Below are 15,512 nucleotides of genomic sequence, written 5' to 3'. Positions count from 1 at the left end.
GATCGATATGGCCATTCATCCATTAGCGGGAACGCGACCGACCGCCACGATGCTGGCAAACATTCCCGAGCTGATCACGGCTTACTTCGACGCGCGTCCCGACACCGACGATCCCGCTCAGCGGGTCGCGTTCGGCACCTCCGGCCATCGAGGCTCCTCGTTGAAGCGCTCCTTCAACGAAGCACACATCCTCGCCATCGCCTATTCGATCTGTGTGCATCGTAAGCGTCATGGCGTCAATGGCCCGTTGTTCCTCGGCATGGATACACATGCCCTGTCGGTACCCGCCTTCGGCTCGGTGCTCGAGGTGCTCGCGAACAACCACGTCGACATCATGATCGCGCCCAACAACGGTTACACGCCGACTCCCGCGGTGTCGCATGCCATTTTGACTTACAACCGGGGACGAACCACTGGCCTGGCAGATGGCATCGTCATCACGCCCTCACACAATCCGCCCGAGGATGGCGGCATCAAATACAACCCGCCGCATGGCGGACCGTCGGAAACCGCCCTCTCGCACGCCATCGAAGCGACGGCCAACGAGTTCCTGCCGTGCGCGACCGACGAGATCGGCCGGATCACCGCCGAGCAAGCCCGCAAATTGTCGACGACCCATCTGCACGACTACGTCAGCGCTTATGTGGCCGATCTGGCCAATGTCCTCGACATGGACGCGATTCGCGCGGCCGGGATTCGCATCGGCATCGATCCACTGGGCGGCGCCGGCGTCGACTACTGGGATCCAGTGGTCGAGCGCTACGGGCTGAACATCGAAGTGGTGAATCGCGAGGTCGATGCGACCTTCCGCTTCATGCCGCTCGACTGGGACGGCCGGATTCGCATGGACTGCTCGTCCCCGCACGCCATGGCCAATCTCATCGCCATGCGACAGGACTACGACGTCGCGTTCGGCAATGACGCGGACCACGACCGACACGGCATCGTCACGCCGTCCGTGGGCTTGATGAACCCCAACCACTATCTGGCCGTCGCCATCGATTATCTGTTCACGCATCGAGCGCAGTGGTCCGCAGCGCCGGCGGTCGGCAAGACAATGGTGAGCTCGAGTCTCATCGATCGCGTGGTCGCGGCGCGCGGGCGCACGCTGATGGAAGTGCCGGTGGGTTTCAAATGGTTCGTCGCTGGATTGCATGCCGGCAAACTGGGATTCGCCGGCGAGGAAAGCGCCGGAGCGTCGTTCCTGCGACGTGACGGCAGCGTCTGGACCACGGACAAGGATGGCATGTTGCTGGGCCTGCTCGCGGCGGAGATCCGCGCCGTGACGGGCAAGGACCCGGGCAAGTTGTATGAGGAGCTGACGCAGCAGCATGGCACGCCGTACTACGCACGAACCGACGCGCCTGCCACGCGTGAACAGAAGGCGCGACTGGGCAAGGTCAAGCCGCAGCAGGTTCACCGGGCCACCTTCGCCGGCGAGAAGATCGAGCGCATCCTCACCAACGCGCCGGGCGACGACAACCCGCTCGGCGGCATCAAGGTGATGACGAAGAACGCTTGGTTCGCCGCGCGCCCCTCAGGCACCGAAGACGTTTACAAGATCTACGCCGAGAGTTTCCTGGGCCCGGAACATTTGCAGCGAGTGCAATGGGAAGCGCAGGCGCTGGTCGATGAGGTGCTCGGAGCCTGAAACGTCAGGCGGCGATGCGTTCGAGCTCTGCGGTCTCGTAGAACCTGGTCATCCGCTCCAGCGAGACCGGCACGATGCTCGATCCATGCCCGGCGCTGCCGAACGCTTCGAAGCGCTCCTTGCAGATCTTCCTCATGGCGCGCGACGAAGCTTGCAGCCACTTGCGTGGATCGAACTCTTGCCGGTGCTCCACCAGGAATTTCCGGACGGCGCCGGTCGCGGCCATGCGCAGGTCGGTATCGATGTTCACCTTGCGCACGCCGTGCTGGATGCCTCTGCGGATTTCCTCGACCGGCACGCCGTAGGTCTCGCCCATGTTGCCGCCGTACATATTGATGATCTCGAGCCAGTCCTGCGGCACCGAGCTGGAGCCGTGCATCACCAGATGAGTATCGGGGATGCGGCGATGAATCTCCTCGATGCGATCGATGGCGAGGATGTCGCCGCTCGGCGGACGGCTGAACTTGTAAGCGCCGTGCGAAGTGCCGATGGCAATGGCCAGCGCATCGACGTGGGTCTTGCGCACGAAGTCCACCGCCTGTTCGGGATCGGTGAGCAGTTGCGAGCGATCCAGATGCCCCTCGGCGCCGGAGCCATCCTCCTCGCCCGCCATGCCCGTCTCCAACGAACCCAGGCAACCCAGCTCGCCCTCGACGGAAACGCCGCAGGCGTGCGCCATCTCCACCACGCGCCGCGTGGTCTCGACATTGTATTCGTAGGAAGCCGGCGTCTTCATGTCAGCTTCCAGCGAGCCATCCATCATGACGGAGGTGAACCCGAGTTGAATCGAGCGCTGGCACACCGCGGGGCTCGCGCCATGATCCTGATGCATCACGAGCGGCACGTGCGGCCACTCCTCCACCGCCGCTTGAATCAGATGCCGCAGGAACGACGCTCCGGCGTATTTACGCGCGCCCGCCGAGGCCTGCAGGATCGCCGGGCTGTCGGTTTCATCCGCCGCCTCCATGATGGCGCGCACCTGTTCGAGGTTGTTCACATTGAACGACGGCACGCCGTAGTCGTGCTCGGCGGCGTGATCCAGCAGTTGACGCAATGTGATCAGGGCCATATGCAACTCCAGCAATAAGCGACCGTCCGGCAATCATTCGTCCGGCCAGATCTTCCGCGGCTTGGGCTTCGATTCCGGTTTCTGCTCGTTCTCGAGCGCCTTGCGCGTGATCTCGTCGTACAGCTCGCGCATCTTCTTCACCAGGTCCCGATACTCCGGCAGCTTGTTCGCGGCGCGGGTGACCTCGCCCGCCTCGCTCAGCACGCGCTTGAGATATTCTTTGTCGTAGTCCGACAAGCGCTCGCCCCGATCGACGATGGCCTTGAGCTCGAGAGCTCGCGGCAGACGCTCGTTGTTGAGTCTCATCAACAATACGTACGCGGTACCGCGGACTCGCCGCTCTTCTCGTGAGAGATCTACCACGACGCTTCTCCAGTGGTGGGATTCCATGCTGGCACGATGCACACAACGGGCAATAAGCACGGCGGGCACGGAACTGTCGTGCGCATCGAAATGCCCATCGCGCGCCCCCCGTACGTATTAGCAGTGGCGCAGCCGCCTCCTAGCATTTTGTATATCTCGTCAGGAGAGCGGACATGCAACCCAGCGTCGATCGCAGGACGTTTCTGATGCGCAGCGCCGTGATCACCGCGGCTTGCTGAAGGAGACGGGACCGGCGACGCATCGTTCACCCACTCCGCTCGCAGCGGACGTAAAGCCATGACACGCACCGGCACTGGCAAGTACGAAGCGCTTCTCGATCGCTGCCGCGGCCTCGAGCCTGTTCCGACAGCGGTCGCGCATCCGTGCGATGCCTCGGCGCTCGCCGGCCCCTTGCAGGCAGCCGCCGACAAACTGATCGCTCCGATCCTGGTGGGCCCGAAAGCGAAGATCGTGGAGATCGCGGAACGCGGCGACCTCGATCTGGGAGCGACGCAGATCGTCGACGTGCCTCATAGCCACGCAGCGGCCAACACCGCAGTGGACCTGGTGCGCGAGGGCCGCGCCGAGCTGTTGATGAAGGGCAGTCTGCACACCGATGAGTTGCTGGGCGCCGTCGTGGCGCGCGAGGGGGGACTTCGCACCGGCAGGCGCATCAGTCATGTGTTTCTCATGGACGTGCCCGGCTATCACAAAGTGCTCGTGATCACCGATGCGGCGATCAACATCGCGCCGAGCCTGGAAGACAAAGTCGATATTTGCCAGAACGCCATCGACCTGGCGGTGACCCTGGACGTGCAGCGTCCCAAGGTGGCGGTGCTCGCGGCGGTCGAAACGGTGAATTCGAAGATGCCAGCGACCATCGACGCCGCGTGCCTGTGCAAGATGTCCGAGCGCGGCCAGATCGTGGGTGGCGTGATCGATGGCCCGTTGGCGTTCGACAATGCGATCAGTGTCGACGCGGCTCGGACCAAGGGTATTGTCTCGGAAGTCGCGGGCGATCCGGACATTCTGCTCGCGCCTGATCTGGAGGCCGGCAACATCCTCGCGAAGCAGCTCAGTTTTCTGGGAGGCGCCGACAGTGCGGGTCTGGTACTTGGCGCCCGGGTCCCGATCATTCTCACCAGCCGTGCCGACAGTGTGCGCGCACGTATCGCAAGTTGCGCCGTCGCCATGCTGGCGGCGCATGCACGACGCCGCAGGTGACGATCATGAACGACGCATGCGTGTTGGTGGTGAACGCAGGCTCTTCCAGCCTGAAGTTCACCGTCTATAGCAACCTCACGGCCGCCAATGCCGATGTCGCAGCCACCGGGCAGATCGAAGGCATCGGCGCCACGCCTCGCTTCAAAGCTCGCAATGGCGCCGGTGAAAAACTGATGGATGAACGTCTCGACGACACCGTCAAAAACCTCGGCGGCGCGCTGGACTCCCTGGCGCGCTGGCTAAGATCGATGTTCGGCGGCATTCGCGTGCTCGGTGTCGGGCACCGCGTCGTGCACGGCGGCTCGCAATATCACAAGCCTACAATCGTCACGCCACAGGTGATGAACGACCTGCGCGCGCTGGCCCCGCTCGCTCCGCTGCATCAACCCCACAATCTCGCCGCGATCGAAGCCGTCACCCAGCGCATGCCGCACGTGCCGCAGGTAGCGTGTTTCGACACCAGTTTCCACCGCGGTCAGCCAGCCGTGGCCGAGCTCGTGCCATTGCCCGCAGAGATCCGTGCACAGGGAGTGCAGCGCTACGGATTTCACGGGCTGTCTTACGAATACATCGCCTGGGTGCTGCCTCGAATCGCGCCGGCCGTCGCCGAGGGTCGGGTGATCGTCGCACATCTGGGCAGCGGCGCGAGCATGTGCGCTCTCAAGAATCGACGCAGTATCGATTGCACGCTCGGCTTCACTGCGCTGGATGGATTGTGCATGGGCACGCGTCCGGGCTCGCTCGATCCAGGCGTCGTGCTGCATTTGTTTCAGGGGCTCGCCATGACCGCCCACGATGTCGAAACGCTGCTCTATAAAAAATCCGGGTTGCTCGGCATCTCGGGCATCAGCAATGACATGCGCGACCTGCTCGCAAGCGCGGCCCCCGCCGCGCGCCTTGCGATCGACTATTTCGTCTATCGCGCGGCCAAAGAGATCGGCGCGCTCACGGCCACGCTCGGTGGGCTCGACGCGCTGATATTCACGGCCGGCATCGGTGAGAAGTCGGCGCCCATCCGCAAGCGCATCTGCGAAGCGTCCGCGTGGCTCGGCATCGAGCTGGACGAGCCCGCCAATAACATAGGCGGTCTGCGCATCTCGCGAGCCGGCAGCAGGGTATCGGCGTGGGCCATTCCGACCAACGAAGAGCTGATGATCGCCCGTCACACTGGAGCTTTGCTGGCATTGTTTTGAAGGGGAAGCATCATGGCGGCAACCGCGGTACAGATGACTCACGACATGCCCGACAGCTGGCAGGGATGGCAACCCGGCGGGAGTGCTGCCGGCGATCTCTGGCGCCGAGCTCGGCAATGTCGAACGGGTGGATGTTCTGCCCTTCCACCAGATGGGCCGTTACAAATGGGAGCGTCTGAAACTGCGCTATGCGCTTCAACATGTGCAGCCGCCGTCGATCGCCGAGGACTCGATGCGTACTGAGCCGACGAGGGGGGTGGCGCGGGAGTTCTTGTATGTCAAAGCGAAGCAAGCAAAGTCAGCATCAGGCCAAGCGCGCCGGCGCGACGTTGTCCGAGCAGGCGATGAAGCGCAAGGACTACGACGAGGAGCTGAGAAAGCTGCACGTCGAGCTGGTCAAGCTGCAACAGTGGGTGGTGCACAAGGGTCTGAAGGTCTGCGTGGTCTTCGAGGGCCGCGACACCGCGGGTAAAGGCGGCACCATCAAAGCCATCACCGAGCGGGTCAGCCCGCGGGTGTTTCGCGTCGTCGCCTTGCCGGCGCCGACCGAGCGCGACAAATCGCAGATGTATATGCAGCGTTATGTGCCGCATCTGCCGGCCGCCGGCGAGATCGTCATTTTCGATCGCAGTTGGTACAACCGCGCCGGCGTCGAAAAGGTGATGGGGTTCTGCACCGACGAGCAGTGCAAGCGCTTCCTGGAAGCGGTGCCGCTGGTCGAGAAGGCCATGGTCGAGTCCGGCATCGTGCTGTTGAAATATTGGCTCGAAGTCAGTGCGGAAGAGCAGACGCGCCGGCTGCGCGCCCGCATCGACGACGGGCGCAAACTGTGGAAGCTCTCGCCCATGGATCTGAAATCCTATGGCCGCTGGGACGACTATTCACGCGCCCGGGACGAGATGTTCGATGCGACCAGCACCACTTTCGCGCCCTGGCACGTGGTGCGCACCGAAGACAAACGCCGCGGCCGCTTGAATCTCATTCGTCATTTGCTGAAGAGCATTCCATATAAGGAGCTGCCGCGCGAGAAGATCATCCTGCCCAAACGCAAGGCCTCGACCGACCGCATCGAGAGCACACGCGATCTCAATTTCATCAGAGAGGTCTACTGATGCGTCCTCTTGCCGCCAGCGTGGTCGTCGCGTGGGTGTTCGCAAGCTGCCCCGCGATCGCGCAACAATCGACCGGTCCACCCGAGGCCGCGCCCGCGATTGACGCGGTCAGCTGGGTGCGCATCGATGGCCGGCCTGTCATTGGCTTACGCGGCATTCCGACTTATCCGGCACAGCGGCGGGTAGCGGAAGTACAGAGTCGTATCCTCGCTGTCGCGAACGATCCGGCGATCGCGCCTGCCGCGATACAGGTCGTCCCCCGCCCCGCCTCGGCGGACGTGGTTGCCGGGTCCCGCGCCATCGTATCGGCGCTCGAAGCAGACGCCACGGCGGAAGGCATCCAGCGAGAAGTACTTGCGGAGGCATACGCGCGCCAGATTCGCCGCGCCATCGAAACGTATCGCCATGAGCGCAGCGCTTCCTACCTCCGTGCGTCGGGGGTGAGCGCCGGAGCCGCCACTGTCGCGTTCGTCGCCGCGCTATGGCTGGTATCGATGCTCATGAGACGCTTCCGGCGTTTCGCCGAGGCGCGCTACAAAACTCACGTGCACGACGTGGCCATCCAGTCGTTCCGGATCGTCAACGCGGCGCAGATCTGGAGCGGCGTCACGGCGGTGCTGCGCTGGTCCTCCTGGCTCGCGGTCGGCATCGTCACATATATTTATGTAGAGTACGTGCTGAGTCTGTTCCCCTGGACGCGGGAGTTCTCGCAGCACCTGTTGCAGGCGGTGCTGGATCCCTTGCAGACCATGGCCGGCGCGATCTGGCAGAAGCTGCCGGATGTGATATTCATCGCCGTGCTCTACTTCATCGTCCGCTACCTGCTGCGGCTCACGCGCCTGTTCTTCGATTCCGTCGGCAGCGGCAAAATCGCGTTCCGCAACTTCTATCCGGATTGGGCGGCGCCGACTTATCGCGGCGTGCGAGTGCTCATCGTGCTGATCGCGGTGGTGATCGCCTACCCGCACATCCCCGGCTCGCAGTCGGAAGCGTTCAAGGGATTGTCCATCCTGGTCGGCCTGATGATCTCCATCGGTTCGTCGTCGTTCGTCGCCAACATGATCGCGGGTTACGCGCTCACCTATCGTCGGGCGTTCGCCACTGGGGAATGGATCGAGCTCGGCGGCACCTATGGCGAGGTCATGCAGACCCGAATGCAGGTCACGCACCTGCGCACGCCCAAGAACGAAGAGGTCATCATTCCGAACTCGACCATCCTGACCAGCCCGGTGACCAACTACAGCAAACTGGCCCGTGAGCGGGGCTTGATACTGCATACGTCGGTGGGCATCGGCTACGAAACTCCCTGGCGCCAGGTGGAAGCGATGCTGCTCATGGCGGCACAGCGCACTCAACACGCGGCGCGCGAGCCGCCGCCCTTCGTCCTGCAACGAAACCTCGGCAACTTCGCCGTCGAGTACGAGCTGAATGTCTATTGCAACGACGCTTCGTTTCGAGCTCGCGCGCTCAGCGAGTTGCACCGGAACATCCTCGACGTCTTCAACGAATATGGCGTACAGATCATGACGCCGGCCTACGAGACCGATCCCAAGCAACCCAAGGTGGTCGGCAACGAACACTGGTTCTCGCCGCCCGCTCAGCCGCCCGACACCGGCAGCTTGATTCGAGATCTGCAAACCGGAGCACGCAGCCACACTTGAGAAGCGGTGCAGCGTTTTTGCACCCACTGCGGATCCATGGCAACAGCGGTGTCGCTAGGCTGTCGAGTAGTGATATGCCCGGGTCTGGTGCCTGAACGGTCCGCGATGATCAGCATCGATTACAAATATCACGCATTGCGCGGAGCCGCGCTGACATACACGGACGACCCCTTCCGCGTCGGCGCCCATTTGTCGATGCGCTACGATTCCGACGCCATCGTCTGCATGTCCGAAGGCAAGATCACGCACTTCGGGCCGGCGCGGCGCGTTTTATTTCAGCTGCCTGCCGACACGCTCGTGGAGCGAACGGGCAAGGACACGCTGATGCTGGCGGGCTTCATCGACTGTCACGCGCACTATCCACAGACCGAGTGTATCGGCGACTGCGGCGAGCAATTGACCGACTGGCTCAACGGATACACGTTCCTCGCCGAGCAGAAGTTCGCCTCGAAGGCGCATGCCCGCGAAGTGGCGAAAGTATTTTTGCGCGAGTGCCTGCGCGCCGGCACGACGACGGCCTGTGTGTGCTGCACGGTGCATCCGCAGGCGGTCGACGCGTTTTTCGAGGAAGCGAACGCGCTCGACATGCGCATGATCGCCGGCAAGATACTCATGGACCGACACGCGCCACAGGCGCTCACAGACACGCCTCGTCGCGGCTATGACGATTCCAAATCGCTCATCCTGCGGTGGCACGACAGAGGTCGCCAGCTGTATTGCGTGACGCCGAAGTTCTCTCTCACCAGCACCCCGGCGCAGATGGAAATGGCTGGCCTGCTGTGGGCGGAACATCCTGGAACGTATCTGCAGTCACATGTGGCGGAGAATCGCGCCGAGGCCGGCTGGGTCAAGGATTTTTATCCGCAGCGCCACGGCTGCCTCGATGTGCACGACTACTACAAACAGCTGGGGCCACGCTCGATTTACGCGCACGGTGTCTGGCTCAGCGAAGCCGAGCTCCGGCGCTGTCACGAAACAGGCGCCGCGATCGCTCATTGCCCGAGCGCCAACGCATTCCTGGGCAGCGGGGTCTTCAATCTGAAGAGCGCGCTGACCAGCGAACGCCCGGTACGGGTCGGTCTCGCGACCGATATCGGGGCCGGCGCTTCGTTCTCGATGCTGCGAACACTGAAGAGAACGTACGAGGCGGCGAAGCTCAACGGTTACGATCTTTCGGCCGCCCTGGCGTTCTATCTGGCGACTCGCGGCGGCGCGCGCGCCCTGTATCTGGAAGACAAAATCGGCAGCATCGCGGTCGGTCACGAAGCCGATGTCATCGTGCTCGATCTCAAATCGACGCCCGTGATCGAGTACCGGATGCGGGAATGCGAAGACCTGGAGGAAGCGCTGTTCGTGCAGATGGCGCTTGCCGACGAACGCGCGATTCTCGCCACGTACGTCGCCGGCAAACTGGCGTACCGCCGCGAAAGCCGGCACATTGAAACACGACAGGACCAAAGCTATGAGTAGCCTGCGACTAGTTGTCTTGGCAGTAGCCTCGTTCGCGGCCGGCGCCGCACTGGCGGGACCGTTCGACGGCTCCGAGCCGCTGGAATGCCTGGTGGACAATGGCTATGACTGCCTGCCGGGCAAGCCGAGCTGCGGTCCGCTGCAACCGGTGACCAAGAAGGAGCCGTTGTTCCGTGTCGACTTTGCTAACAAACAAGTGCGCTCGCCTTATCGCACGCAGCTGCTGAAGGTTGCCCACACCACCACCAATGCGGAGGCGCTGGTGCTGCAAGGCGCCGACCTGTTGTTCGCCTGGAGCGCGCTGATCCACAAGCAGACCGGCGTCATCAAAGTAGCAGTCGCCGATCGGGAAGGCGCGTATGTGGTCTTCGGCAAATGCAACACCGTGCCCAAGCCGGAGAAGAAGATGAGCGAGCGCATGCAGGAATAACACGCCGCCCGTCGATCGGCGCCGTCGATCAGCTGGGTTCGAAGTCGCCGCCCAAAGCGAGGTGCAGATTCACTCGCTGTACGCGACGTTCGCTCTGCACGCGCAGCAGGCTCATGCGAGTGGAGTGATAAGACAGCTGTTGTTGTTGCACGGCTCGCAGGTCACCGGCGCCGACGCGATAGCGGGTTTGCGCGAAACCGACGGCACGCTCGGCCTCCGTCGCCGCAGTCGTCAGAATGGCTTCGCGCTGCTGCATGGATCGCTCACTCGACAGCGCATCTTCCACTTCGCTGAACGCCTTGAGCACCGTGGTGCCGAAGGCTGCGATAGCCGCGTCCTGCTCGGCGGTCCGCACTCTCACCTGGGCCGCCAGCGCGCCGCCCCTGAACAGCGGCGCCAGTATCGTGCCGCCCGCGCTCCATTCGACGTCGTCGCGATCCTGCAGGATGAATAAATCGCTCGACAGATGCGAGCCTGTACCGCTGATGGATATGCTGGGCAATCGGGCGGCACGCGCTTCCTGCACCAGGTTGAAGGCGGCGTCGACGCGGCGTTGCGCGGCGACGATGTCAGGTCGTCGCTCCAGCAGCTCCGATGGCAACCCGGCGGGAGTGCTGCCGGCGATCTCTGGCAAGCTTTGCGCCGCTTCGAGCTCCGCCGCCGGGTAACGGCCGACCAGCAGTTCCAGAGCGCGGATCGCCTGCTGACGCGAAAGCTCCACTTGCGCCAGGCTGTCGCGGTAGCTTTCCAGGCTGACGCGCGCCGAGGAAACATCGAAGTCGCTGCCAATCCCGATACGAGCCCGTTCTTCCGAGAACTGCACCAGTGACGTCGAAGAATTCACGATTTCGGTGAGCAGCTGCCTCTGCAGCGTCGCTTCCGTGACCAGAAACCACGACTTGATGACGAGAGCCGCCAACGAAGAACGCGCAAAGTCATATTCTTCCTGCGCGGCCGCGTGCTCGTCGCGAGCGCTGCGCACGCCATAGCGGATGCGCCCCCACACATCGAGCTCCCATGCCGCACGCACATATGTGGCGTCGATGCCGGCGCCCGACTCGTCCCCTTCACGATAGAGTCCGGTGACTGCTGGATACAGCTCCCCACCGGCGATCCGTATGTAGGCGGCGGCAGCTTCGACGCGCGCCGCAGCCGCTCGAAGGTCGGTATTGAACTCGAGCGCGTCGGCGATCAACGCCTGCAACCGCGGCTCGTCGAACTGAGTGACCCAGCCGCTTGCCACCGCACCGGCCGCCGCCGGCGACGACCAGTTCGACGGAACATTCATATTGGGCAGAGCTTTGCTCGCGATCTGCTCGCGGCCGGGTGGCGGGGCCAGAGCACAACCAGCCGCGCCCACTGTCACGAGCAGAGCAAAGACATGCCTGCTGCCCATATGTTTGTCCTTGTCAATGCAGTTTCAGGATCAGCCAGTTCAGATACGAGCCCACCCGCAAGATCACTTTGCGAATGATGTGAATGTGATGTCCGTGTTGCGTGTAGATGGCGCCGTCGCCCATGGCGCCCGCGGCCAGGAACAATTCATGGTCGCGTGGAGCGATATCCAGCCGCACGGCGAAGCGCCCCGGGGGCAGTTTGGCGACGCCGGTCTGCGGCACCTGCCCACTCATCGGCAGCTGGCCCTGTCCCTGGGCCCACACGATGGAATTCACTTTGGCTTTGATGATGCGTCCCGGATAGGTCTTCAGCGCGATCTCCGCTTCATCGCCCGGCCGGACCTGGTGCAACTCGTTCTGCTGGAACAGTGCGATCACCTGAAACTTCTCTTCCACGAACGTCATGACCGGCAACGCCCCCAGCGCCGTGGCCATCTGGCCGGGGCGCAGTTGCAGGTTGATCACCGTGCCGTCGGTGGGCGCATAGAACATCGTTTGCGTCAGCTCCCAGCGCGCGCGTTCCAGGTTTGCTTTGATCTCCGCGATCTCCGCCTGGTCCTGGCCGACGACCGCCGCGAGCTGTGCGCGAATCTGCGCTTCCTGTGCCAGGCTCGCGGCAAGCTGCGCTTCGAGCTGCTGCAAATTGGTGGTGGCCTCCTCGAGACTGAAACGATCGCCCGCGCCGGTTTGCGCCAGCTCCCGGGTCTGCCGCACGCGGTCGCGGGCCAACGCCAGCTTGGGGCGGATCGATGCTGTCTGACTCACGGCCGAGCGCAGTTGCTCGTTCTGACTCACCAGCCCGCCTTCGGCGTTGGCGAGCTTGGCTTCCAGCACACGCACCTCCAGCTGGAACGGCGTCGGGTCGATGCGAAACAGCACGTCGCCTTCCTTGACCGGCCGGTTGCCCTCGACGGGAACGTCGATGACCCGGCCGCGGACTTGCGGGACGACCTGCACCACATAGTTGATGACTCGCACGTCCGGCGACGAAGGTGCATAGACGTTCAGCAGCAGGATCGTCGCCGTGAGACCCACGATCGGGATCACGACCACGATCACCTGCGACACCGTGGTCCACGGCAGCCACTTCAGCTTGATGAAAATCAGCCAGACGAAGAAGGCGTAGATCGACAGGATCAGGACTTCCATCAGTGCCGCGCCTCCAGCCGCTCGGGCGCTTCCATCGGCTCGCGCACCTTCAGCGGCTCACGCTCCTGCATCGTGCGTTCGACGACGTCGAGCCGTTGTTGCAACGGCTGCAACTCGGTCGCCGAGGTGCCGCGAGAGGCGAGCATCCGCATCTCCATGCGAAGGCTCTCGAGCTCGGCGCGCAACGTGGCTGTGTCGCTCGTGGCAACCGCGTCGCCCTGAGCCTGACGCTCGAGCTCGAGAAAGTAGTCGTCGTGTTTGTCGCGACCGTAAGCGAGCTTGTGCAACACCGGTTTGGAGTAGGCCCACAACCAGGCAAGCGGCCACAGCATGCCGCCGAAGGCCAGCGACAGCAGGCACAGCACCTTGATGGCTTCCTTTTGCGGGTGGTGGCGCTGCTCGGCGATCTTCTCGGGAAGAATGTGCACCAGCCAGAACAACCCGATGACCACCACGGGAACGATGATCAGGACGATGATCGCGATCACGTCCGCCGCGGAATCCTGGAAAGAGCTGGCATCTGCACTGGCCATGACCGCACGCTAGGTTGACGCCTGGGACGGCGATTGTTTGGGAAAGCGTTCGAACAGTTTCGCGACCACCGAGTCGATGGTCGCTTCCAGGCTTTCATACATCCGTTGACTGACGCTGCCGACGGCGATGCCTTCCCATAGCAGCGCGCGGGAAGCGGGATCGATCACATCGATGTTGAGGGTTCCATCGGAGTAGTCGCTCGCCACAGTCGGCACGCCGGCGCGCCAGGCGTAATGATCGCCGCGATAGGTGTAGTAATCCGACCCGCCGCCCTCTCGAGCAGCCGGCGCCTGGTCGCGACGCTGCACGTGAATGTTGACCAGCAACTCGGGCTGTTCCGAACGCCGATAGCCGCGCGCCAGCAGTTCCCGGACGATGGCCGACTTGAGATGACGGTGCGCCACCGATTGATAGGCGGCCATCCCCGGCTCGCGCTCGTCAAAAAATCCGAAAGTGCGATAGTTGGCGAGGTTGGCCGCACTATCGACGTTGTAGAAATACTGCGGACTGCTCGCGCATCCGCCGATCGCGGACATCGCGAACATCAACAGCGCCGCGCACAGTACCGATCGCCTCATGGGTTCAATAAACACTGGCCGCTGCGCGCCCTGAAGTCGTGCCCAGGCCCGCAGTGCGTGCCTCTTGCACTTACTGCTCAGCCGCCGCCGAAAACAAGACCATTCCGGTCGGGCGCCAGTACTCGAGCGAATTCGGCAGCAGCTCGAAATGTCCATGGTGGAGTCGCTCAGGCCGCTCTCCGCCGCTGCTACTCCCACTGGGAGCAGCAGCGGCGTTGCGAGTATGGCCAAGTACCTGAACTCGGCCCGGCGCTGCACATACGTGCGTTTGTTTTTGTTCTTACGCATGTCGACCCGTGACTGGTCGTGGCTGACTCTCGCTCCGGCCTTACTCTTGATCCGAGGTGTATCGCACCTGATCCGAATCCTCATCCGCATCCACGCGCCGTAACAGGACGCGCCGATTCTGCGCCCGTCCTTCTTCCGTGCCGTTACTTGCGACTGGATCCGCCTGACCGTGGCCGCGCGGAATGACTCGATCGCGGCTGATGCCTTGCGCGATCAGATAATCGGCGACGGCTTTGGCCCGCTTCGCCGACAGCTGTTTGTTGTAAGCAGCCGTGCCGGTGGAATCCGTGTAGCCCTCGACGTAGCCCGCGATCGTCGGCGAAGCACGCATCACTTCGACGATGCGATCCAGCTCGGCATTGGACTCGGGTGTCAGCGTCGCGGAGTTGGTCTCGAACTGCACCGCCAAGGTCGTGTTGAAACCGCAGCCGAGTGCATCGACGACCACTCCGGACGCGGTGCTCTTGCATTTATCGATGTGGTCGGCAACGCCATCGCCATCGCCATCGCCCGGCGGCTCCGGCGCGACCATCGGCGCTGGCGGAGGCGGCGTGGTGGCCGCCATCGCGGGCGCCGGCGCTGGCTCAGGCTCGCTCTTCGACAAGTAATACGGCCGGTTACCGAACGTGCCGCCCAGGCCGATGACAAACCCTCGATACGAGCCGTCGAACTTGTTCGCCCCGTTCTCGGATTCCAGATCGTAGTACATGTTGCGATAGCCGATGCGCAGACCGACGTTGTCGTTGATCTGGAACTGGAACTGCGGCTGCAACTCCCAGATCAGGTCCGCATCCACGCCGCCGCCGATCTGGAACGTCGGATTGAACAGCCAGCGCTCCGTGAGACGAAAGCTCGGACGGCCGATCAGCACCGGGTCCAGATAATCCTTGTCACGCTTGAACTGACCGATGTTGCCCAGCGTGAGATCGTTCTCCACGCTGAGATACTTCGCGCCCAGCAGCAGGTCGAAGTGGCGACGCGAGTTGGCGTCGCCGAAGATATAACCGAGCCCGAGCGTGCCGGCGAAGAAATCCGATTCCAGGCGCACCTGGCCGCTGGCGGGTTGCTCGTCCGCATCGAGCTCGTCGGTGTCGGTGGAGATGTAGTCGAGCTGCGTATAGACGACGAAATGATCGCGATACCCGATGCTCAGCAACGAGCCGCTGAAGTCGAGCCGATCGACCAGATCGTCGAAGCCGCGATCCACCTCGACCTTGTGACCGCGCAGCGTCACATCGCCATCGATGCCTCCACCCCACAGATAGGGCGTGACCTCGAAACCCCATGGAGTCTCTTGCGCGAATGCAGCCGGGCTGCCCAACGCAAGACCGGTTGCGACAGCAACTGCCGCTTTGATTTGCCAGCTCATGTTTACTCCCGTGTCGCGCTCCGC

Annotated in this window: 14 protein-coding genes; 7 read left to right on the top strand and 7 right to left on the bottom strand. The window is 63.2% G+C overall.

The features are described from left to right. The first annotated feature begins 7 nt into the window (after nt 1-7). Nucleotides 8-1,651 (top strand): phosphoglucomutase (alpha-D-glucose-1,6-bisphosphate-dependent), encoded by a 1,644-nt coding sequence (pgm, locus tag VGD45_RS25270; RefSeq protein ID WP_331158154.1) that lies wholly within the window; start codon nt 8-10, stop codon nt 1,649-1,651. 4 nt (nt 1,652-1,655) lie between these two features. Here the strand turns inward: pgm and fba are convergent, their stop codons facing one another. Together fba and VGD45_RS25260 are read right to left on the bottom strand one after the other, a co-directional pair. Beyond that, the gene (gene fba / locus VGD45_RS25265; protein ID WP_331158153.1) at nt 1,656-2,720 is read right to left on the bottom strand and encodes a class II fructose-bisphosphate aldolase; all 1,065 of its coding nucleotides are present in this window, start codon (nt 2,718-2,720) and stop codon (nt 1,656-1,658) included. A 33-nt stretch (nt 2,721-2,753) separates the two neighbouring features. Continuing rightward, the gene (locus VGD45_RS25260) at nt 2,754-3,026 is read right to left on the bottom strand and encodes a hypothetical protein (RefSeq protein WP_331158152.1); all 273 of its coding nucleotides are present in this window, start codon (nt 3,024-3,026) and stop codon (nt 2,754-2,756) included. A 354-nt stretch (nt 3,027-3,380) separates the two neighbouring features. On the opposite strand from VGD45_RS25260, the gene VGD45_RS25255 reads away from it, so the two are divergent. The 6 genes from VGD45_RS25255 to VGD45_RS25230 all read left to right on the top strand — a co-directional run bounded on the left by VGD45_RS25255 (nt 3,381) and on the right by VGD45_RS25230 (nt 10,173). Beyond that, nucleotides 3,381-4,307, top strand: a complete 927-nt coding sequence (locus VGD45_RS25255) for a phosphate acetyltransferase (protein ID WP_331158151.1) — start codon at nt 3,381-3,383, stop codon at nt 4,305-4,307. Nucleotides 4,308-4,312: 5 nt separating this feature from the next. Beyond that, nucleotides 4,313-5,500 carry an acetate/propionate family kinase gene (locus VGD45_RS25250; protein WP_331158150.1) on the top strand — a complete coding sequence of 396 codons (1,188 nt, stop codon included), beginning with the start codon at nt 4,313-4,315 and terminating at the stop codon, nt 5,498-5,500. 275 nt (nt 5,501-5,775) lie between these two features. Continuing rightward, nucleotides 5,776-6,612 (top strand): polyphosphate kinase 2, encoded by an 837-nt coding sequence (gene ppk2 / locus VGD45_RS25245; protein ID WP_331158149.1) that lies wholly within the window; start codon nt 5,776-5,778, stop codon nt 6,610-6,612. Then, complete coding sequence (locus VGD45_RS25240; protein WP_331158148.1) at nt 6,612-8,273, top strand: mechanosensitive ion channel family protein; 1,662 nt, start codon at nt 6,612-6,614, stop codon at nt 8,271-8,273. The genes ppk2 and VGD45_RS25240 overlap by 1 nt, the downstream gene beginning before the upstream one ends. A 105-nt stretch (nt 8,274-8,378) precedes the next feature. Beyond that, entirely contained in the window at nt 8,379-9,743 is a 1,365-nt protein-coding gene (gene guaD / locus VGD45_RS25235) for a guanine deaminase (RefSeq protein WP_331158147.1), read from the top strand. Beyond that, on the top strand, nt 9,736-10,173 hold the full coding sequence (locus VGD45_RS25230) for a hypothetical protein (protein WP_331158146.1): 438 nt from the start codon (nt 9,736-9,738) through the stop codon (nt 10,171-10,173). Before guaD ends, VGD45_RS25230 begins: the two co-directional genes overlap by 8 nt. A 28-nt stretch (nt 10,174-10,201) precedes the next feature. Here VGD45_RS25230 and VGD45_RS25225 read toward each other — a convergent pair whose 3' ends face one another. From VGD45_RS25225 to VGD45_RS25205, 5 genes are all read right to left on the bottom strand, one after another. Next, nucleotides 10,202-11,569, bottom strand: a complete 1,368-nt coding sequence (locus tag VGD45_RS25225; RefSeq protein WP_331158145.1) for an efflux transporter outer membrane subunit — start codon at nt 11,567-11,569, stop codon at nt 10,202-10,204. 13 nt (nt 11,570-11,582) lie between these two features. Further along, nucleotides 11,583-12,719: an HlyD family secretion protein gene (locus VGD45_RS25220; protein ID WP_331158144.1), complete on the bottom strand. Its 1,137-nt coding sequence runs from the start codon at nt 12,717-12,719 to the stop codon at nt 11,583-11,585. Next, nucleotides 12,719-13,252 carry a DUF3302 domain-containing protein gene (locus VGD45_RS25215; RefSeq protein WP_331158143.1) on the bottom strand — a complete coding sequence of 178 codons (534 nt, stop codon included), beginning with the start codon at nt 13,250-13,252 and terminating at the stop codon, nt 12,719-12,721. Before VGD45_RS25215 ends, VGD45_RS25220 begins: the two co-directional genes overlap by 1 nt. Nucleotides 13,253-13,261: 9 nt before the next feature. Next, on the bottom strand, nt 13,262-13,831 hold the full coding sequence (locus tag VGD45_RS25210) for a DUF4136 domain-containing protein (protein WP_331158142.1): 570 nt from the start codon (nt 13,829-13,831) through the stop codon (nt 13,262-13,264). Nucleotides 13,832-14,159: 328 nt separating this feature from the next. After that, complete coding sequence (locus VGD45_RS25205) at nt 14,160-15,488, bottom strand: OmpA family protein (RefSeq protein WP_331158141.1); 1,329 nt, start codon at nt 15,486-15,488, stop codon at nt 14,160-14,162. Nucleotides 15,489-15,512 lie beyond the last annotated feature (24 nt).

Source organism: Steroidobacter sp. (assembly GCF_036402275.1).
Lineage (GTDB): Bacteria > Pseudomonadota > Gammaproteobacteria > Steroidobacterales > Steroidobacteraceae > Steroidobacter.
Note: the sequence above shows the minus strand (reverse complement) of the source record. Positions and strands in the feature narration are given on the sequence as shown.

Bases quoted from the DNA above. Each gene is read 5' to 3' on its own strand.
- pgm (WP_331158154.1), top strand. From the start codon at position 8: ATGGCCATTCATCCATTAGCGGGAACGCGACCGACCGCCACGATGCTG.
- fba (WP_331158153.1), bottom strand. From the start codon at position 2,720: ATGGCCCTGATCACATTGCGTCAACTGCTGGATCACGCCGCCGAGCAC.
- VGD45_RS25260 (WP_331158152.1), bottom strand. From the start codon at position 3,026: ATGAGACTCAACAACGAGCGTCTGCCGCGAGCTCTCGAGCTCAAGGCC.
- VGD45_RS25255 (WP_331158151.1), top strand. From the start codon at position 3,381: ATGACACGCACCGGCACTGGCAAGTACGAAGCGCTTCTCGATCGCTGC.
- VGD45_RS25250 (WP_331158150.1), top strand. From the start codon at position 4,313: ATGAACGACGCATGCGTGTTGGTGGTGAACGCAGGCTCTTCCAGCCTG.
- ppk2 (WP_331158149.1), top strand. From the start codon at position 5,776: ATGTCAAAGCGAAGCAAGCAAAGTCAGCATCAGGCCAAGCGCGCCGGC.
- VGD45_RS25240 (WP_331158148.1), top strand. From the start codon at position 6,612: ATGCGTCCTCTTGCCGCCAGCGTGGTCGTCGCGTGGGTGTTCGCAAGC.
- guaD (WP_331158147.1), top strand. From the start codon at position 8,379: ATGATCAGCATCGATTACAAATATCACGCATTGCGCGGAGCCGCGCTG.
- VGD45_RS25230 (WP_331158146.1), top strand. From the start codon at position 9,736: ATGAGTAGCCTGCGACTAGTTGTCTTGGCAGTAGCCTCGTTCGCGGCC.
- VGD45_RS25225 (WP_331158145.1), bottom strand. From the start codon at position 11,569: ATGGGCAGCAGGCATGTCTTTGCTCTGCTCGTGACAGTGGGCGCGGCT.
- VGD45_RS25220 (WP_331158144.1), bottom strand. From the start codon at position 12,719: ATGGAAGTCCTGATCCTGTCGATCTACGCCTTCTTCGTCTGGCTGATT.
- VGD45_RS25215 (WP_331158143.1), bottom strand. From the start codon at position 13,252: ATGGCCAGTGCAGATGCCAGCTCTTTCCAGGATTCCGCGGCGGACGTG.
- VGD45_RS25210 (WP_331158142.1), bottom strand. From the start codon at position 13,831: ATGAGGCGATCGGTACTGTGCGCGGCGCTGTTGATGTTCGCGATGTCC.
- VGD45_RS25205 (WP_331158141.1), bottom strand. From the start codon at position 15,488: ATGAGCTGGCAAATCAAAGCGGCAGTTGCTGTCGCAACCGGTCTTGCG.